A 16,908-nucleotide genomic window follows, 5' to 3' on the forward strand; every position below is an offset into this window, starting at 1 on the left:
TAAACCTGAACTCTTTTGAATCCAAGTTAAAATCAGTATTTTTGTACATAATTTCCCTCTATTCGTATAACGCCCTGTTAAGGTGTGAGCAACGCAATACCGAAGCTCCCGCATACCACCTTAAACACTAAAACCAACGCATAACAAAAATGCCACGCGTTGCGAATCACTCTTAAACAGTTTGTTAAACGTTTTTTTGTGAGAAGTGTTCAACAACCTTCATACCAACAACTGTATTTTTATGGTCAAAGAAACCTAAATATTTCTTCAAATCTGATGTACCACTACGACTAAGAATTAGTTTATTTACCATAGAGCGAATACCAAACTGATTTACGAGCGAGTTTAAAGGCTGCCCTTTTATAGCAACCTTAAGCACACCAATGCCTGCTGTGAACGTAGGAGCATTTGAGTCTACAGAACCCATAGTCGAATCGACGTATAAAGAGATAGATTGAAGAATTTTGGAAAATTTATTCATATCTTTATAGCTACCATCGCTTAATGCTTGCTGGTAGCAGTTTAACCAATCTCTTAGTTCTTGGTACTCTTCTCTTAACTGAAGAGCTACCTTAATCATATCGCTTGCAGAATTTGACTCTTGTATAACTCGTATCGGTAAAGGAAGCATATTTACATTTAGTGCATATAGTTCACTACCTGCGTTATGTAGCGCAGCTATAGAGGCTCTTTTCTCTGAAACTAGATTGTTTAGTCTCAGTACTGAATCTTCGTTAGAAACCATTATTCCAGCATCAGTAAAAAAGCGCTTTCTAACTGGGTGAGGCGTATATCCTTTTTCGTAAACAAAACCTCTAGCTAACATGCCTGCACCGCCCCATAGAGTTTGTGATAAGTACCCATGCGGAGCATATCTATTCTGAATAAAACCTACTCGGCTTTCTTCATGATCTTTCTTTAAGTCTGATGTCAGACTAAGGCGTTCAATAAACTCGTCACGGGGTCCTTGTAGCCTCTTATAGTCGACTAAAAATGGGTAAGGTCGTATAACCCCCTTAGATACCGCCTCTTGAAATGGGTTTCCTTCACAGTTCCAAGCACTAATAAAGTTCTCTTCGACTAAAATCTGATCACGTAAAATAATATCAGTGAGTAAATCAAACAATGCTTCTGTATTGATAATGGCACTCAAGCTATCTTCATAAGAGTAACGATCGTTCTCTTTGTCGATTGCAATGTAGTGCGATTCACTTTCATCAATACCACCTGTCAGTAACCCACCAATATTTTGTAATGACCAGTTATCTGAAATAACGCTCTGACTCATTTATGATCCTTTAAATTTCTGCTCATGTTGAAGCTAAGAAAACGTTTAACGCCGCATTAAGGTGTGAGCAACGCTACCACCTAACCTAAACCATTGCACCGTAAACACGAAACCCAACCTTGAACTGAAAATGCCAAGCGTTGGGAATCACTCTTAAATGCTTTGTTATAGCTCGGCTAGTTTTCTTGAAGCTCCCTGCACCTAGGACAAACTACTTTTCCCGCTGGGATTGTATAATTACAAGCCATGCAAGATCTCTTGAGGTACTTAGGATCATAGTATGTATCACTGGACTTGAGAGCATATTGTGCGTCAGTGTAATGTTTCTCTTTTTCAACTCTAGAACTACAGTGTCTACACCTTATTGCTTCAGCTTTAATAAGCTCAGCGCAATAAGGACACTTACGGTAGTGACCTGAGTCTAACATACTTGCTTCTCGTTTATCTGAAGAGATAAGCGCAATGATAAAGCCGACTAAGGGAGAAAGAATGACAGCCAAAAAGAAATAGAAAATAGCTGATTGCCCTTTTGTAGCTGCATATTTCCCTACTAATATTGCGAACACTAACCAAAGCAAAAAGACAAAAAACATAGCGATACCCTCGAATGCCTAACCAACAGTATAAAGATAGGAAGCTATGGCAAATTCGTCTATGTGGCGCATCGAACTCAGAGCTATAACGCCCTGTTAAGGGGTGAGCAACGCAATACCGATGCCTCTGCAAACCACCTTAATCGCTAAGACCAACGCATAGTAAAAATGCCACGCGTTGCGAATCCCTCTTGAACAGTTTGTTAGGTGGGATTTTCGCACGCCATAAGCAACGCTTTCAGCTCTAAATTCAATGAAGCCTCACCAATTTTTCTTGCTGAATTTCCCAATTGATTGCGGTAATTACAATCGGCTCCCGCCTCTAATAATAACCTAACACCTTCAATATTCTCATTGATTGCAGCAATCATTAATGGTGAGTTGTAAACATACTCCTGAGTAAGAAGTAAATTGGGATCACCTCCATTATCAAGAAGTAGCTTTAATATTTTGTTATTGGAGAAGTTAGCAGATGCAAAAACTGGGCTATTCCCTTCATAATTCTGTATGTTGGGGAGCGCACCACTTGATAGTAAAGTTTTTACCAGTTCATGGTCACCAAGAAATGACGCCATGAGTAATAGTGACGCTCCACATGAATTGACTGTATTAACGTCCATTCCCTTCTTCAACAAACGTTGAGCATACGAGCTGCTTTTTCCCTCAATCATCTGATAAATTGCGATATTTATAGGACTACTAGGGTCGTTTCTGCTTTTGCAAGAACTTGAATCACTTGTCAAAAACACTATGGATAAAGCTGCTAGTAAAAATCGCTTCAAAATAATCCCTCCTAACGCCTTGCTAAGGTGTGAGTAACGCAATACAAAAGCTACCGCACAACGCCTTAATCATCATAAGCCACCGCAAAGTAAAAATGCCACGCGTTACGAATCACTCTTAAGCAATTTGTTAGTACATGCGCTACTTCTATTTATGCGCTCCAAGATATTGAAAAGTGGCATGATATGAAAGGCTTTGAACACTGAAGTGAGACGGGCAGCTACAAAACTTTACCGCCATTGATAGACGAGAGTTGGCTAGAAGAAAAACGCACTGAACTCCCCTACTTTTACTGACTTCAAATTAGAAAAGGATTCTTTCCTCGCACTTCAACAGCCACACAAAAAGTAATCAAGGTTCTCTCAAAAGCCACCACGAAAATGAAGAAGCACCAAAGAAATAGGCTAATAGTTAGAAGCCGTAAACGGTGAAGTCAAAGCAAACACTCCGCATATAGTGCCACCGGAAAGAACGTGAGAGGCACAAACTGAAAGGTGCAAAGACGAGCACCAAAACAGATAAACACCAAAACTTATGACCTTTGATGTAAAACCCGTACTAACGCCCTGTTAAGGTGTGAGCAACGCAATACCAAAGCCGCCGCATACCACCTTAAACACTAAAACCAACGCATAGTAAAAATGCCATGCGTTGCGAATCACTCTTGAACAGTTTGTTATGCGTAATTTTTGACGCACTTTGTCATTGCTGTTTCCGAGACTGACAAACCATCGATTCGATATTGATCGTTGAACTCTCCAACAACATCGAACCCTGATTTTAAGTAGAGGTTCTTTGCTGGAAAATTCTCTGATAATACACAAAGATCCAGCCAGTCAATTTCAGCTTTTTCTTGGCAGAAACTTATCACAGCATCAATGAGTCTTTGACCAATACCTTGCTTCCTACAAGAAACATGTACACCCATACCGAGTAGAACTCGATGAGAACGGCTTTCATCATTGTAGTGGCGAAGATCAATATGACCTTTGATACTTCCATACGTGTCTTTTACAACCCATAGCTTTCTCCAACCTACATCGCCAAACTCATGGGAAAAACCTTGGATAAACTTTTCTTTTGTTGCTTCTGGAACTTCACTTTGCTCTCTGGACATTGGCTGAAAAAGAGGAACTTCGCCATTACCATTTTCAGACAGCTGATGTTCAAGATACGCAAAGAATGAAACTAAATCCGATTTATCCGCTTCTACAACTTCCATCTAATATTCTGTACTCCATCAATTACGCATAACGCCGCGTTAAGTAGTGAGCAACGCTACTACTGCACCTAAACTATTGTGCCATAAACACTTAAGCTGAATAAAACCAAAAATGCCACGCGTTGCGAATCTGCCTTAAACGCTTTGTTAGGCGCTTTCACCTTGACTCTGCTTAGATTTCTGCCCAAAAAGAAAGGAGACTACTATTAATATTAGATTTTGTAATGCATCTGGAACAGTTTTTTCTAATAACCATAAGTAACAAGCAGAACCAACAAGAATTATGGCAATAATTCCTGTATAGTTTTCAGAAATAGCTTTAAAAAACAATGAAAATGGATTAGTTTCTGGATTTCTCATCTTTACCCTCAAATAGTGATTTTAAATTCGGCTTAAATGCAAGCCAGTGGTATATACAGTCAAACATATAGACTGAAGATATAGAAAAAAATAGTAACCCCAATCTCGGTAGGTCAGGAGCATGAAAATTGCAGTAAAATACAATACTCAAAAGCAATAAGTTAGAAAAAAGTATTAATGGTGTCATTAATCCATCACATGACTTACCTGTTACAATAACCCAAAAGCTGTTAAAAACACCCGAATAGTTATACCTTTTTCCAATAGTACTTTTCATAAACCCCACTATTTCATGTTGCTTTTCTTCATCCATATCCACTCGTAATACAGCAATCTCGACGTTGTCATCCAAAAGCCAGTCACTCAAGTTAGACTCTATTACACCAACTGGCACAGCTTCAATGACCTTCCCACTTCCTGAATAAATTGCAGAGTGCTCCCAATAACACCTAGTAAATAAACGTATACATCGACCTATAAGTGAACGCTTATTGTGATATAAAATCATATCCCCTATCATCAATGACTTGAAAGACATATCGAACGCTGACTTATCTATTTTCAACCAATCATAACGATAATAACTAAAATTGTGTATTGTTCTAGCAACACAGTGAACAAAAGGAAAATCCTTTAACCCCGTAAAAACAATTCTCGCATTAGTATCGACTGTCTTAATGTCTTCAGGGATTTCTGATGGGAACAATGAAATCACACTAATTGGATCTTTCCGCTTGTTCACATTATTGCTAGAAATTATTGAGATATGCCTATTTATATCACCTTTTATAATGATCCTAAGCCTAGTATGAAAATAAAATGCAATACCTATTATGCACAAGTGCGCTGTCGACCAAGTAAAAATAACTAAGTTGATGAGTTCATCTTCCAAAAAACTTGTCAGAATGAACGTAAGTATAACTAGAATTAAAAAGATCTTTACATAAAACCGAATTAACTTGTCAAATAGCCAATTTACAAAGTTCATTTAAAATGCATACTCCTATTGCGCCTAACGCCCTGTTAAGGTGTGAGCAGCGCAATACCGAAGCCGCCGCATACCACCTTAAACACTAAATTCAACGCATAGTAAAAATGCCACGCGTTGCGAATCACTCTTAAACAGTTTGTTAGGCATTCGCCTCATGGTGTGTAGACAGTTTATGAAGCAGCTCATGCTTGGCTGCTGAAAGCTCAAATATGGTGTCAGTATAGCGACCATTTTCATTAATACCTTTTAGGGTGGCAATTAGCTCGCTTAGGTTAAAATCCAGTTCTTTTAGATTGACTGCATGCTCTGGCGTTAAAAATGGTAGGCAACGTTTCATTAGAACTTCCAAGCCACGTTTCAGGTTTAATTCATCATGCGCCTCTATGCATGAAAATATGGCGCTAAAGCTACTATCCGTAGCATTCTTAAAGCTTTTATTTTTAATTTGAAAGTTAGCTTGAAGATGAAATAAACCAGCAGACAGAACATGCAACCTTTTATCGTTCTCAGAGCTAGCTGAGTCAAACTTCGAACATACCTCTTGAGTAATATGTTTCATAAGCTCAGCTTGAGCGTCTAATACCTTTTGCTCAATATGTTTTTGTAGCAACTCAGACTCTAATTTCACTTTTCGATTGTGGTAAAAAGTAAACAAGATCGGAATCAAAACACCGACGAATGCAACCAAACCAAGTGTAATTGTCATTAGTTGAGAGAAAGATGTCGCATAGAATCCGTTTACTTTCTCTAGTAATTCAATTGAAAATTTATCCAAGTTTCCTCCTGATGCCTAACGCCCTGTTAAGGTGTGAGCAACGCAATACCGAAGCCCCCGCATACCACCTTAATCACTAAATTCAACGCATAGCAAAAATGCCACGCGTTGCGAATCACTCTTGAACAGTTTGTTATGTGCGTGATTGAAACCTACTCTACACTTGGCTCCGGTAAAACTGGTGGTGTACTGTCCATATAAGTTAAAAAGTTTTCCCATAACTCGTGCGTTCTTTGCTTAGTTAACTTAGTTTTGCACGATATCGCCATAACTCCACGAATAGTTCCATCACGCCATTGCGTATAAACCGAATCACAGTGAGAGGACATATATGCTTGCCAATCCTGTTGAGCAAGCTTAATTGCTGCGATCAGTTCTGGGTCATGAGAGTTGTGCTCAAAGCTAGTGTTTAGATATTTGTCTAATTTAACTTGTGCTGACTCTAGTTCAATAGCAGTACATTGGTTTATCTCGATTGTGGTCATCGCATTATTACAGTCAATGGACTCTTCTTCAGCAAGAGCACCAAATGAAAGACTAGCTAATATGATGATTAGACACTTATTCATCGTTTTCTCCTAAAGCACATAACGCCTTGCTAAGGTGTGAGTAACGCAATACAAAAGCTACCGCACAACGCCTTAATCACATAAGCCACCGCAAAGTAAAAATGCCACGCGTTACGAATCACTCTTAAGCAATTTGTTAGTACATGCGCTACTTCTATTTATGCGCTCCAAGATATTGAAAAGTGGCATGATATGAAAGGCTTTGAACACTGAAGTGAGACGGGCAGCTACAAAACTTTACCGCCATTGATAGACGAGAGTTGGCTAGAAGAAAAACGCACTGAACTCCCCTACTTTTACTGACTTCAAATGAGAAAAGGATTCTTTCCTCGCACTTCAACAGCCACACAAAAAGTAATCAAGGTTCTCTCAAAAGTCACCACGAAAATGAAAAAGCGCCAAAGAAATAGGCTAAGAGTTAGAAGCCGTAAACGGTAAAATCAAAGCGAACACTCCGCATATAGTGCCACCGGAAAGAACGTGAAAGGCACAAACTGAAAGGTGTAAAGACGAGCGCCAAAACAGATAAACACCAAAACTTATGACCTTTGATGTCAAACCCGTACTAACGCCGCATTAAGGTGTGAGCGACGCTTGGCTATACTTGAGCGAAGCGAAACTGCCAAGCGTTGCGAATCACTCTTAAATGCTTTGTTAAGTTACATTTTCTAATGAATATTTAAGCCAAAATGATGTTGCTGGACTGCTTTTCCTCTCAACAAACCAATACCACAACTCCCGAACTTGGAATGCGAGCAATGCAAATTCTACACGTTCAGATAAGTCCTCTACTTGATTGATAAAAGCAACAGGTAGTACATTAACCAGCATGTCTACAGCTGTATCGTTTTTTGACATCCAATACACATGTTCTCCCATAGAGAGGGCTTGATGTATATTGCTAGTACTAAACTCCTTTTCACCTTTAAAAATGTGTTGTAAATAGTCTGATTCGTATTTTTCTATGCATTCACTTGGTACGTTTTGTGGAGTTATAAATGACTGCATTATTGGATAATTGTTATTTTCATGTAACGATAACAGTACTTTTTTGCAAAAATATAAATTTTCCTTCGTAATTCCCGCGAGATCAAAAGTTAACCTTTTATATTCATCCCATGATTGAATGGCATCGACACAATCAAAATTAAGGGTGTAATCGCTGTGTTCAACAAATATTTTGTAGATATTTTCCTTTTCTACAGCACCATTGCTTTCAACAAATGACCGAACATAATCTTTAATTATCCAATTTATTCGCTCCATATTTGACCAATATACTAAAGCGATATCTTTTCTCTTAAATACTTTTTTTAACTCGTTCTCTTGATATTTTTGCGTTTCAATTTCTCCCGAGAAACCTGTTAAACTAGATATTTTTGTTATACCCAAATACATGAGCATATTGTTATGGACAGTAACAATTCTCTGCCAGTGTTCCCCGTTCAACTGCCTTGTATCAGTTGGAAAATCTCGCTCAATTAAATATTCTTTTCCACGTTGATTCCATGATGCATGTACAATGGTATTTCGAAGATATTTTATAGCTAAGAAATCTTTAAATATTTCACTGTCGACAATTATACCTTTATCGTTGAAGGCATTTTCTAAGGATTCAATTCTTTGTTTGTTGGAGCAGTTATTTTGAAAGTAATTCGCTAAGATTCCCGTTTGATCATCTTCATTCCAGTGCTCTAATGCTGCCTCAATTGTACCAATCGTAAACACAATTAAGATTCTTGAGAGTGAAGCAGTACATAAAGGCTCAAAATTATTAACCATTGGATCTTTGATTAAAGCCTTTCTCGCTTCTATCAAATAGATTATGTCGTCTGAATATGTATCTATAAATTCATTATTTTCCACAATATTTCCTTTGTAACTTAACGCCCTGTTAAGGTGTGAGCAACGCAATACCGATGCTCCCGCATACCACCTTAATCATTAAAACCAACGCATAGTAAAAATGCCACGCGTTGCGAATCACTCTTAAACAGTTTGTTAGAATTTTATATTGCAGTTTTCGACAAACCAGAGCTAGAGAACTTAAAAATCATAGCTGTTTGAGCTGATTCTGTGAGTAAATTTTTGCTAGCTATTGGCGACAAATGCTTGTTCTTTTTAGTTGATGAAACGAAGAATTTCACTTTTGAGCATTGGTCAAAATGCTTATGCATATCTACAGATGGATAACCTCCAATGTTGATATTTCCCGAATTTCTACCATGATGTGATGGTTTAAATAAAAACTCTTTATCTAACTTAGCGGGGTCAAAATCAATATTACTGCCTGCAATATTTTCTGCGTCACCAAAGAAGTTAACCGAGTATTTTTGATTTACACTGGAAATATATAAACAATGGCTTGAATCATTGCTACTTATATTATTTGTCACACACTGAGTTCGGAAGTCATTATAAGGCCACATCCAAGTAATGTGTAATGACGGTATTAAACAAGACATATGGCTTAAATTTCTTTTTTCTGGAATTAGAACATATTTAGATATTTTTCCATCGCATGCTAGACTATCGATTCTAGCTAGACCATTAACCCAAGAAGGTTTAGAAAATGAAGATAGATAGTTGTAGTACAAAAAACAGTCTTGAGTTGTGTCTATCTTATCAATAGCCTCAATAACACCTCGAAAATGATCTCCATCACAATGAGATATGAAAAAACCGCTAATTTTTTTGGAGACATTTATATTCTGTTTTTCAAAATAACTTATAGCCTTCTTTATCTTTGAACAAACATCCTGATTTAAACGCCCTCCGTCAAAAAGATATAGTTTTCCATCGGGAGCAACTAATAGATTACTTTCACCATTTCCAACGTTGAATATACACACATACCAATCTTTTCCTAAACCAGTAGTAGCGTCGCTTTCTTCAGATAGCTCAAGCAAGTTTGCCTTATTTTTTTGATTTAGGTACTGAAGAGAGCTCCTCAATGACCGAGCACGAGGATCATTGCCACCTTTAACAGCATTTTGGAAACCATTTTGACTAATGTCGAACTCTTCTTCGAAGAGCATAAACCTATCTACGTACACTTTCGGATTTGAGTACATTCGGCTCGATGGTATTCGAGCTTCTAGTTCTTCAATATCCTCAACTCCCTCAACCTTGAGAATATTTTCTACTACCTCCTTAGTGACGTCTTCATAGCGAACCACAAAAGAATCACCATCCTCGTAGCAATCATTTATATATATTAATTTACCGTCTTCCATACCTTCCCTTTAAAATTCTAACGCCCTGTTAAGGTGTGAGCAACGCAATACCGATGCTTCCGCATACCACCTTAAACACCTAACGCAACGCATAGTAAAAATGCCACGCGTTGCGAATCACTCTTAAACAGTTTGTTAAATGCGTGGCTAATTTTTACCATCAAGCCATTCAGATACAGCAAAAAAATACTCGATAACCTCTGAGCCATGTGTGTCTTTGCTTCCTTGTTTTAGTGTTCGTATTATGTCTTGAACTAACTGGTTCCCCTTAATTAGCGCATCCATTTCACACATGATGTTTGCCCTAAAAGCCAAACGCCCACTCTCACTAGACAAGAGTTTTTCATGTTCTATACAGATACTATGAGCAATGTTATTTCTTGCCTTCCTAGCGGCGTGAATACTGTCCTCTGAATGCGTTGGTAAACTGTACTCAGATACCAATGACCGAATTTTTTCATACAAAGTACCTGACTTCAAAAGCATGTAGACCTCGAATGAAAACTCATTATTTGTGTTCACAACATCTGTCAAATGAGCCAACGTTCTACAGTTGTGTTCAAAATCTGTAGCGTATGCTAACGCACGACCAAGAAGTGCATATGACTCAGAGATTTCTAGATTTGTACTTGGCATTGGTAATAATGGATGTGATGTCATTGATTCCTACTTCTACCGAAAAGCATTTAACGCCCAATTAAGGTGTGAAGCACGCGGCTACGACACTCAATTTGACTACCGTAAACACCGAACTCAACCCAAACCAAAAATGCCAAGCGTGCTGAATCACTCTTAAATTGTTTGTTATATTTTGAAGCTCGCCGCAGCTAAAAGCTTTACCTCTGGAGAGTCTGCATCGTATTTATACATTTCAAAAGTAGCTCTAGCTGAATCAAAAAATGCATTTGGATTGGCATATTTAGACAAGTCCTCCCCCTTAGGTAGCATTAAGCTTGTTGGTTTAAAACCATCAAATTCTAAAACAGATAACGCTTTTCTATGCTTGGGAAAAACATTGATAAAATCTCGGTAAGATATGTAGTCGACAAGACAAATATCGCCTTTTACATCGATAGTATCGGGAGATCTCCTTAGCACATTTTGCAAGAAGTTTTTCTCATGTTCGAGCACTTTATGTTTGTTTTCTTGAATCGCTGATTCAAGTAGCGCTCCAATTGAACCACTACCTTTTGTATCATGAACATTAGTAACGATTGAAAATGAACCATCTTCATTTTTAACCAGATTGGTCGTTATATAGAAAGGTTCATCAAGAAAGTACAAACTAGGTAATGAGCAATATGTAATTGGCAGGCGTCCATTTACCCCATCACAAGAAACTCTTAGCGACTCTATGCAATCCTCTAAAGCACTGACTAACGCCTTACAAATTGTTTCTTTTTTACACTGAAGCTTATAAGAAAATATCTTTATGCTTTGAACTTTATTCAAGTTCAAAGGTTCTTGCCCTAAGTTATTGTAAAAGGTGCTTTTTACAACATCTTTTAGAACTGTACTATTCAGTGTTTTCTTAACCTCAATAGTTGAAATAACACTAGATGGATGGATGACTACAAACTCATCACACCTATAGATGACACTTCGATCGGAATCATCATATACAAGCACATCAATTTGCTTGCCATGCTTTTTTCTTGTCGAATCAAAGACAAAACCAGTCCCAATGCAATTGTTTGCTGGTGCGAACTCTTTTAAGGTTGTGCGCAGTAGGTTTTCATAAAAACTACCAACTGTTGGAGAGTGTCTAATTATTTTTTCAAACCATTCCATCTCTGATTTAATCTTACGATGAAAGCGATCTGCTAAAAAGTTGTCATCGTCGAGATAGACTTTTTGATAAACACCATCTCCATCCTGTATAACAACACTCGTACCATTTGGAGTTTGCAAATCGTTTAATTTATCTTCATCTTCACAAATGTATTGCACAAAATCTCCTCAAAATATAACGCCCTGTTAAGGTGTGAGCAACGCAATACTGATGCTTCCGCAAACCACCTTAAACACTAAAATCAACGCATAGTAAAAATGCCACGCGTTGCGAATCACTCTTAAACAGTTTGTTATATGCCTATTTCAAGTGCTGACGAACCCTTTTGGCAAATAACCCTTTGAACTTAAGTAGGTTTTCGATATGCCACAATTTAATATCAGATAGATCATTGCCGTCTGAAATTGAACCGTTGCGATAAACAGCCACCCTGGTAGCTCTCTTACCATCGATTGGCTCCCAAGAAAGTTCACTTCCAAATTCATCTTCAATTTCAGCTTTGCTTTCGAGTAAATAGTTCAAGCAAGATTCGTTTTCATCAGCATTACCAAAGTCGATATAAAGTTCTGTGCGAACTTTATTGCCTTGGCAAAAGTTTGCACCATAGTTTATACCGGTAATTCCTGAAGCAAATGCGTACCAGTTCTGTGGTTGACCTGCCTTGGCTGACGTAAATTTGTGCTTGCACCGAAGATCATCAATTAACTCTTGGAAATACTCGCGATACTTTTCGGATTTGGCACTCGTTTTTTGAACAGTCTTATTCGCAGATTTACTTTTTTGCCATTCATTTGGGAATACTACAGGTTTTAGGTTGAAAGCAGGTTTTGAGTCATCAATTTGAATGACTTCGACAACAACCGCAAAGAATTGAGTCTGACTGTCTGTTCGGTGGTTTAGCCAGTCTAAGGCTTGTCGGTGTTCTTCACGAATAGTTTCAGCAACCCAAATGACAAATGAAGCGTCAAATCCTGCCGCATATGTAAGTAATTTACCTAGATGATCATGGTCCGTTTGGGAAAACTGGTTTTCTATAATAACGTTTTCAGCCGATCCAAGATCTTTAGCTAAAATATCAAGAGAAAAATTCCCAACACTTGCCTCTTGCTGAACTAACTCAAGCTCCAATCCAACAGCGTTTCCCAGTTCTTCAATATTTTCCGCTAGCCAAGGAGTAAAGTCTTGCGCTTCATGTGCCCAGATATTTCTTAAAGGGACTTTCTTCAATTCACCAAACATCTGTAACTTCCTATTTTATCCGAATGGCATATAACGCCGCGTTAAGTGGTGAACAACGCGAACACCCTGCCTAATTCATTGTGCCGTATACACAAAAGCCGATTAAAACTGAAAATGCCATGCGTTGTGAATCCGTCTTAAACGCTTTGTTATACATTTTGGTTGCGGTGAAGATCATCAATATATTTCTGCAAACGTGTATGCCACAGGAAAAAACCTAGAGCCGAGACTATTGACCCAAGTGCTATACCAATAAAGCTAACCACTTTAGCTAACTGATACCTTTCAGTTCTACTTTGCAATGCAATTCTTTTGGCTGGGTTACCATTGATGATTTGGCCTGCCTCATCTCTAAGTTTTTCTGATTCCTTCAATATAATGGCTAATTCTTCCTTCTGCTTCTCGGTTAGCTTACTCCAATCGCCGCGAACACTATTATAGATTTCAATACCTTTATTTGTCTCATCGGCAAATTTTTCATAGGCGTCTCCGCCTTTAAAAATATTATTCACATAATCTGTGTTTGACTCAAAAAACTGATCGAATTCATCAGAAGCCTTCCACCCAAAAGCAGCAGATGAAAAAACAATAACAAGCCCAAAAATCGCCATGAACTTGTATAAATTGTCTGTTGGAGGTGTAAGCATATTTATCTCCATGATGTATAACGCCATGTTAAGGGGTGAGTAACGCAATACCGATGCTGCCGCATACCACCATAAACACTAAAACCAACGCATAGTGAAAATGCCACGCGTTGCGAATCCCTCTTGAACAGTTTGTTATGTGCGTGCTAATTGAGGTACTTTTGCCAATGTTGCTGCCCTGTCAAAACTACTCTGTAATCTTCGTAATCCAATGAGCTATAGAGCTTTTTAGCTGCAACATTATCATCACCGACCTCTAGTGTGATTTTGAGGTAATCATTATCACGACAATACTGTTCGATACCATTCAGTTGCGCTTTGCCCCACACCTTTACCACGAAAGTTGTCCGACACCATAAAATCATGGATATTCATCACTCTTTGCACACGATAAGTTGAGAACGATTCAAAGCAAACCGCAAAACCGGCAGGCTTATTGTCGACAAAACTGATAAATCCGTGGAAATAAGGCAACGCAAATAGCTGAGCAATTACTGAGAGATCTAGCTCAACTGAGAATCCAGATAAGTACTCTCTAAACAAAGTCTCGAATATACCCTTGTCCTCTATGCTTTCTGTTTCGATAAGCCTGATTGTGATTTCCATATTCATTTCCACCAAAGCACATAACGCCCAATTAAGGGGTGAACAACGCCACCACCCAACCTAACACATTGCACCGTAAACACTAAATTTGAAGTAGAAGTAAAAGTGCCAAGCGCTGTGAATCCCTCTTAAATTGCTTGTTAGGATTGTTCTATTTTGGACTTCATTTTCTCGATTTTACGTTCTAACTTCCTTGCCGCTACCTCGTAGTTAATTACATTGCTAAACAGCTTGTATGTCCAAAACGAAAAAGCAGTAGCTGAGAAGAATACAATGAACTGTACATATACAACTAGGTTTTCTAAGCCGTCATTCAAAAAGAACTTAAAAGCTGATGGAATGAGTAGCCCTAACGAAATAAGAAACAGAATTAGGAATAGTTTTGAGAATGCATGCCTTACTAGTTCCAGCGGACTTTCTTTAATTTTTTTGATGTAACTTAACTCGTTCTCGAGATCAGATAATACCTCGTAATACTTCTTCTTCCTGGACGAAAAATACCAACCAAGGATAAAACTCACAATTAACGAAACTACAAATAGTATGATATCTCTTTCCATGTTTCCCTCGAAAATCCTAACGCCTTGTTAAGGTGTGAGGCACGCAATGTCGAAGCCTACGCATACCACCTTAATCACTAACCCCAACGCATAGTAAAAATGCCACGCGTGCCGAATCACTCTTGAACAATTTGTTATGTTGAGATGTTAAGCAACGCGTTCATGACTATCTAGCATCTTCACAGGCAACTGGTTTTCAACTAGAAAATGGTAAAATCTTAGATCTTCAATTAAGTCAGGAGAAGCTAGTTCAAAGTCTTGATATGTCTGATTTTTGAAACGAAACCTTACCGTATGTTCAAACCTTTTGGTTTGCGCATACAAAATTTCATTAATATCAGCAGTATTTATACTTGTACCTAAAAGAGATAAACTATTACCATCAAGCACAACTTCTAGCGACTGTTTCGGTTTGGATGTTAAATACTCAGCCGCTAAAGATACAGCACAAAAAAATGCGATGTATCCTAATTGTGTTAAAAATGGAGCCTTAGATATCTCGACTAAGTAGTAAGCAAACATGCCACAAATTAATACTCTAGTGACAAAGCTATACATTAATTTAAAACTGACCAATTTACTTTGTTTCAATAAAGTTTTCATAACTCCCTTCTCAACATAACGCCCAATTAAGGTGTGAAGCACGCTACCACGACACTCAATTTGAACACCTTAATCACTAAACTTGACCCGAACCAAAAATACCAAGCGTGCTGAATCACTCTTAAATTGTTTGTTATATTTACGATTTCTCGTAAGCTGAACTTAGATCCTCAAAGAAAATTCTACGATTATCTAAGATATCCTCACGCCACAATTTTACTTCTTCTAATGGTTTTCCATGCTCACCGATATACACTTCAGCGTAGAAACTAGAAACAGCCTCACCAAAAGCTCTCAATGATTGCTGACTGTCAGATAAGCCAAGTAATAACAATTTTGATTCAGCGCTATTGAGGTTTTTGTATCAGCTGTAAAGGTTCGCTCTAGCTTCATTTAACTCTTTCAGAAAGTCATCACTAAGTTTTGAGCCACTACTTTTTCTACGAGTAAAATCTACAATTCTTGCCCAATAAACCATTGAGTGATGAGAGAAAACCTCTACCTGTTCGGCTACAGACTCTAAACTCTCTAATTTTCGGGTTCTACGTTGCTTTTCATCGTCGTTCTTGTGTTGGAGCTGAGTAATTTTCCAAGTCGTGACTCCGCTAATTAAAGCACCAAGCCCAATTTTGACTGCCGTATCAAGAATTTCCATATATGTGATTGCCACTGAACCTCCTGTAAATATAACGCTGCAATAACACGTTTATTACTACGACGACTTGGCTGAATTTTACTTCCTTAAACATCGAAACCAAAGACAAACCTACAAAACGCCGAATGTAATAAATCGTGTTGATTGACTTGTTATATCTTTATTTACTAACGCTGAACTAACACCGATTTTTTATTATCCTGTTTAACGTCATAAATTTTGACCTTCTCCCAACCTAAAGCATCTAAAATCTTCACGATATCCTTAGGTCTAGATTCGAAAAATCGCCTCTTTTTAAACGACAACTCCCCTCCAATTTTATCATCTAGTTCTTCGACCAATTGAGAACAAAATTGATCCGTCATATTATTCACTAGTAATTTTGGCAATCCTAACTTGGTCGATACTTTGTAAAAAAATTGACTCATGCCTGCAAGATATGCCATAGGGATAGTTACAACAACGGACAAAATGATAATGGTAAGAAATATTTCCGTGAGAAGATAATAACCTAAAAGTGGCACATCATAAGTTAACTCAGGAAGATAAACACTCGATAAGTAGTAGCCAACCATAGAAAGAAGTATAGTGAAAATAGATACATTCCTTATCGGGTTTGTAATACCTGAATACAAGGCCCTTCTATAGTTATACTTTTTACCTAAGAAGTCTCCTATAGACTCCTGTAATTTTTTTTCGTAGTTTTCCTGACTCTGTGGCCTTTGATACACGTATGCTTCTTTAGAGCCTGATACACAATTCTTGATAGTTCTTATTGTTACCCCTTCTTCGGGAATCGCTTCAATTACTTCATGGGAGTTAATAGCCATAGCCACATGTGACCACTTACTGCCAGTCGCAACCCAAAGGAAGATATTTCCAGATGTAACAATAACATCACCAGCCTCAATGCTTTTTCTAGTCATTTCTCTCTCGATTTGATAAAAAGGGAATATTACCATAGGGATTTAACTTTAGGAGATATAACG

At 38.0% G+C, this 16,908-nt stretch carries 16 protein-coding genes and 1 pseudogene; all 17 read right to left on the reverse strand.

Going from position 1 to position 16,908, the window contains the following annotated elements; all coding sequences use genetic code 11:
• Positions 1-184 precede the first annotated feature (184 nt).
• Positions 185-1,288 (reverse strand): hypothetical protein, encoded by a 1,104-nt coding sequence (locus R7Q48_RS06480; protein ID WP_256903449.1) that lies wholly within the window; start codon positions 1,286-1,288, stop codon positions 185-187.
• Between the two features lie 796 nt (positions 1,289-2,084).
• Positions 2,085-2,663, reverse strand: coding sequence for an ankyrin repeat domain-containing protein (locus R7Q48_RS06485; RefSeq protein ID WP_048625632.1), 579 nt, complete (start codon positions 2,661-2,663; stop codon positions 2,085-2,087).
• A gap of 677 nt (positions 2,664-3,340) precedes the next feature.
• Positions 3,341-3,886, reverse strand: a complete 546-nt coding sequence (locus tag R7Q48_RS06490; protein ID WP_074050572.1) for a GNAT family N-acetyltransferase — start codon at positions 3,884-3,886, stop codon at positions 3,341-3,343.
• Between the two features lie 147 nt (positions 3,887-4,033).
• Complete coding sequence (locus R7Q48_RS06495; RefSeq protein WP_256903448.1) at positions 4,034-4,246, reverse strand: hypothetical protein; 213 nt, start codon at positions 4,244-4,246, stop codon at positions 4,034-4,036.
• A complete protein-coding gene (locus R7Q48_RS06500) occupies positions 4,227-5,138 on the reverse strand; it encodes a YiiX/YebB-like N1pC/P60 family cysteine hydrolase (RefSeq protein WP_256903447.1) in 912 nt (303 codons plus the stop codon). Before R7Q48_RS06500 ends, R7Q48_RS06495 begins: the two co-directional genes overlap by 20 nt.
• Positions 5,139-5,376: 238 nt before the next feature.
• The gene (locus tag R7Q48_RS06505) at positions 5,377-6,012 is read right to left on the reverse strand and encodes a hypothetical protein (RefSeq protein ID WP_256903446.1); all 636 of its coding nucleotides are present in this window, start codon (positions 6,010-6,012) and stop codon (positions 5,377-5,379) included.
• Positions 6,013-6,164: 152 nt separating this feature from the next.
• Complete coding sequence (locus R7Q48_RS06510; protein ID WP_017821968.1) at positions 6,165-6,581, reverse strand: lysozyme inhibitor LprI family protein; 417 nt, start codon at positions 6,579-6,581, stop codon at positions 6,165-6,167.
• 654 nt (positions 6,582-7,235) lie between these two features.
• Entirely contained in the window at positions 7,236-8,447 is a 1,212-nt protein-coding gene (locus R7Q48_RS06515) for a hypothetical protein (RefSeq protein ID WP_270007588.1), read from the reverse strand.
• 143 nt (positions 8,448-8,590) lie between these two features.
• Positions 8,591-9,817 carry a hypothetical protein gene (locus R7Q48_RS06520; protein WP_256902897.1) on the reverse strand — a complete coding sequence of 409 codons (1,227 nt, stop codon included), beginning with the start codon at positions 9,815-9,817 and terminating at the stop codon, positions 8,591-8,593.
• A 147-nt stretch (positions 9,818-9,964) separates the two neighbouring features.
• Complete coding sequence (locus R7Q48_RS06525; RefSeq protein ID WP_047104327.1) at positions 9,965-10,477, reverse strand: DUF4145 domain-containing protein; 513 nt, start codon at positions 10,475-10,477, stop codon at positions 9,965-9,967.
• Positions 10,478-10,621: 144 nt separating this feature from the next.
• Positions 10,622-11,767, reverse strand: a complete 1,146-nt coding sequence (locus R7Q48_RS06530) for a DUF6602 domain-containing protein (RefSeq protein ID WP_047104539.1) — start codon at positions 11,765-11,767, stop codon at positions 10,622-10,624.
• Between the two features lie 142 nt (positions 11,768-11,909).
• Positions 11,910-12,848 carry a DUF4268 domain-containing protein gene (locus R7Q48_RS06535; RefSeq protein WP_256903444.1) on the reverse strand — a complete coding sequence of 313 codons (939 nt, stop codon included), beginning with the start codon at positions 12,846-12,848 and terminating at the stop codon, positions 11,910-11,912.
• Between the two features lie 149 nt (positions 12,849-12,997).
• Positions 12,998-13,495 carry a hypothetical protein gene (locus R7Q48_RS06540; protein ID WP_104979413.1) on the reverse strand — a complete coding sequence of 166 codons (498 nt, stop codon included), beginning with the start codon at positions 13,493-13,495 and terminating at the stop codon, positions 12,998-13,000.
• 146 nt (positions 13,496-13,641) lie between these two features.
• Positions 13,642-14,101, reverse strand: a pseudogene (locus R7Q48_RS06545) (N-acetyltransferase family protein).
• A gap of 707 nt (positions 14,102-14,808) precedes the next feature.
• Positions 14,809-15,264 carry a hypothetical protein gene (locus R7Q48_RS06550; RefSeq protein WP_017448461.1) on the reverse strand — a complete coding sequence of 152 codons (456 nt, stop codon included), beginning with the start codon at positions 15,262-15,264 and terminating at the stop codon, positions 14,809-14,811.
• 364 nt (positions 15,265-15,628) lie between these two features.
• The gene (locus R7Q48_RS06555; RefSeq protein ID WP_256903442.1) at positions 15,629-15,934 is read right to left on the reverse strand and encodes a hypothetical protein; all 306 of its coding nucleotides are present in this window, start codon (positions 15,932-15,934) and stop codon (positions 15,629-15,631) included.
• Positions 15,935-16,086: 152 nt separating this feature from the next.
• Positions 16,087-16,845 carry a YiiX/YebB-like N1pC/P60 family cysteine hydrolase gene (locus tag R7Q48_RS06560; RefSeq protein WP_069498699.1) on the reverse strand — a complete coding sequence of 253 codons (759 nt, stop codon included), beginning with the start codon at positions 16,843-16,845 and terminating at the stop codon, positions 16,087-16,089.
• Positions 16,846-16,908 lie beyond the last annotated feature (63 nt).

The sequence above is a fragment of the Vibrio sp. 378 genome, assembly GCF_033339435.1.

What these genes read in the sequence shown, in the direction of transcription:
- R7Q48_RS06480 (WP_256903449.1), bottom strand. Translation starts at nt 1,288, where the DNA reads ATGAGTCAGAGCGTTATTTCAGATAACTGGTCATTACAAAATATTGGT.
- R7Q48_RS06490 (WP_074050572.1), bottom strand. Translation starts at nt 3,886, where the DNA reads ATGGAAGTTGTAGAAGCGGATAAATCGGATTTAGTTTCATTCTTTGCG.
- R7Q48_RS06495 (WP_256903448.1), bottom strand. Translation starts at nt 4,246, where the DNA reads ATGAGAAATCCAGAAACTAATCCATTTTCATTGTTTTTTAAAGCTATT.
- R7Q48_RS06510 (WP_017821968.1), bottom strand. Translation starts at nt 6,581, where the DNA reads ATGAATAAGTGTCTAATCATCATATTAGCTAGTCTTTCATTTGGTGCT.
- R7Q48_RS06520 (WP_256902897.1), bottom strand. Translation starts at nt 9,817, where the DNA reads ATGGAAGACGGTAAATTAATATATATAAATGATTGCTACGAGGATGGT.
- R7Q48_RS06525 (WP_047104327.1), bottom strand. Translation starts at nt 10,477, where the DNA reads ATGACATCACATCCATTATTACCAATGCCAAGTACAAATCTAGAAATC.
- R7Q48_RS06535 (WP_256903444.1), bottom strand. Translation starts at nt 12,848, where the DNA reads ATGTTTGGTGAATTGAAGAAAGTCCCTTTAAGAAATATCTGGGCACAT.
- R7Q48_RS06540 (WP_104979413.1), bottom strand. Translation starts at nt 13,495, where the DNA reads ATGCTTACACCTCCAACAGACAATTTATACAAGTTCATGGCGATTTTT.
- R7Q48_RS06550 (WP_017448461.1), bottom strand. Translation starts at nt 15,264, where the DNA reads ATGAAAACTTTATTGAAACAAAGTAAATTGGTCAGTTTTAAATTAATG.
- R7Q48_RS06560 (WP_069498699.1), bottom strand. Translation starts at nt 16,845, where the DNA reads ATGACTAGAAAAAGCATTGAGGCTGGTGATGTTATTGTTACATCTGGA.